We start from the raw sequence: 2,430 nt of genomic DNA on the forward strand, positions 1-2,430 counted from the left end.
AGCCGTTTTCCCAGTCCTCTTGGCGCACACCTTCCAGTGCCAAAGTGTAAGGCACCTCAGCCCGGGCCAGCCGGTCACGCATCAAATCAGCAATCTCCGCTACGTTTTCGTTCGGGGAAATGTACAGGTGCACGATGACCTCATCCCGCTTTTTGTCCAACAGGTCCTGTTCGATCAGGTCCACATGAGCAATGGCCTCGACCTGGCTTTCCAAATCGCGGTAATCTTCAATATAAATTCCGCCTCCGGAAATGCCGGTGGCAATGGCCTCCGCTGTGTCGGCAAAGCGGGCGGGAACGGTCAGTTTGATATCGGTCCAATCCATGGTATGTCATTCTCCTTTTTTCGGTTCCTTATTTTTGGAAATATGGGCTTCGCGCCAGGCGCGCACAGCCTCCAGTTTCTGTTTGGCGCGGGCTTCGCTGCCCGCTTGTGTAGGTTCATAATACCGGGTCCCCCGCAGGTTTTCCGGCAGACAATCAAAAGCAGCTACCTTCTCTTCGGTATCGTGGGCATAGACATAGCCCTCACCGTAGGAAAGTTCTTTCATCAGGCGGGTGGGCGCATTGCGAATGATCAAAGGCACCGGCTCGTCCAACATTTTCAGCGCATCCGCCTTGGCGTGTTCATAAGCCCGGTAAACGGCGTTAGAGCGGGGGGCAAGGGACAGGTAAATCACGGTCTGAGTCAGCGCCAGACTGCACTCCGGCATGCCGATGAAGTGACAGGCATTGTAGGCGTCTACCGCCAGTGTCAAGGCGCGGGTGTCCGCCAGCCCGATGTCCTCGCTTGCAAAACGAATCAGCCGGCGGGCCACGTACAGCGGGTCCTCTCCGGCCTCCAGCATCCGAGCCAGCCAATATACGGCCGCATCCGGGTCCGAATTGCGCATGGATTTGTGCAGCGCAGAAATTAAGTTGTAATGTTCCTCACCGTTTTTGTCGTATAACAGCGATTTTTTGGAAACACATTGTTCTACCAATGCCCGTTCCACAATGGTTTTATCCTCGGTGCGCCGTCCGTTCAGCACCGCCATCTCCAAAGTGTTCAGTGCGGTGCGGGCATCCCCGTTTGAAAAACGGGCAATCATGTTCAAGGTGTCTTGATCGATTTCTACCTGCTGAGCGCCAAACCCTCGCGGGTCGGTCAGTGCTCGGTTCAATAGATCGGTCACTTCTTCGGTCGTAAGAGCATTTAATACAAATACTTTGCAGCGAGACAAAAGAGCCGAATTGATTTCGAAAGAAGGATTTTCTGTGGTGGCCCCAATCAGTGTGATGCTGCCCTTTTCTACAAAAGGAAGAAACGCATCTTGCTGGGCCTTGTTGAAACGATGAATCTCATCCACAAACAAAATGGTCTTTTCCCCAAAGGCGCGGGCGTCCTCGGCTTGCTTCATCACGGCTTTGATTTCTTTGACGCCGCTGGTCACCGCAGAAAAATCAATAAATTCTGCCTTGGTGCGCCGGGCAATGATACGCGCCAATGTGGTTTTTCCCACGCCCGGAGGGCCCCAAAAAATCATGGACGGCACCGAATCCGCATCGATCATACGCTGCAACACTTTGTCCGGCCCTAAAAGGTGTTTCTGTCCGCAGAATTCTTCCAGCGTCCGCGGCCTCATTCGACTGGCCAAAGGTTGGGTCAAAAGCGGCTGAGAAAAGAGCGACTGCTGTTCCATCGCTTGCCCTCCTTTCGGTTTCCTTTATTATACAATAGAAATGAAACGGCGCAAACCCCCGCAAAAGGAAAGAGATTCACAGTTTGTTAAAGATTTGTCAAATATGTAAGAAAACCTTCGAATTCATGAAAAACATTCGGCACTCTGTACATTGATAAACTTTTAACAACAGGGTACAATAAGAATCAGCGGATCCCTATGTAAGAAAACACACGTTTGAGTAGATTTTGGAGGAAATGGGAATATGGCAGAGAAAAAAGCAGTGCCCGTCACCACCGCAAAGAGCGAAGTGGAGACCATGATCGATGGCCTGGTGGCCAAAACGCAAGTCGCACTGAAAGAATTCTTGACGTTGGATCAAGAAAAAGTCGACCATATTGTGCATGAGATGGCTCTTGCTGGTCTGGACAAGCATCAGGAGCTGGCCCGGATGGCAGTAGAGGAGACCGGCCGCGGCGTGTACGAAGACAAAGTCATTAAAAACATGTTTGCCACGGAATATATCTGGCACGATATCAAAAACGAAAAGACCGTAGGCATTCTGGATGAGAATGAGATGGAAGGCTATGTGGAAGTGGCAGAGCCCGTGGGTGTTATCTGCGGTGTCACTCCGACTACCAACCCCACATCCACCACGTTGTTCAAATGTCTGATTGCGGTAAAGACCCGCAACCCCATTATTTTCGGCTTCCATCCGTCTGCGCAGAAGTGCTCTGCGGAAGCGGCTCGCATTGTATATGAAGCGGCGG

At 51.6% G+C, this 2,430-nt stretch carries 2 protein-coding genes and 1 pseudogene; 1 reads left to right on the plus strand and 2 read right to left on the minus strand.

The features are described from left to right. Positions 1–325: pseudogene (locus AB5H98_RS13190) on the minus strand (50S ribosomal protein L11 methyltransferase); the annotation flags it as partial. Positions 326–331: 6 nt separating this feature from the next. Then, the gene (locus AB5H98_RS13195) at positions 332–1,681 is read right to left on the minus strand and encodes a replication-associated recombination protein A (protein ID WP_367926344.1); all 1,350 of its coding nucleotides are present in this window, start codon (positions 1,679–1,681) and stop codon (positions 332–334) included. Between the two features lie 244 nt (positions 1,682–1,925). Between AB5H98_RS13195 and AB5H98_RS13200 the strand changes: the two genes are divergently transcribed. Beyond that, a partial coding sequence (locus AB5H98_RS13200; protein ID WP_367926345.1) for an aldehyde dehydrogenase family protein occupies positions 1,926–2,430 on the plus strand: 505 nt, incomplete at its 3' end.

The organism is uncultured Ruthenibacterium sp. (assembly GCF_963558415.1).
Taxonomy (GTDB): domain Bacteria; phylum Bacillota; class Clostridia; order Oscillospirales; family Ruminococcaceae; genus Ruthenibacterium.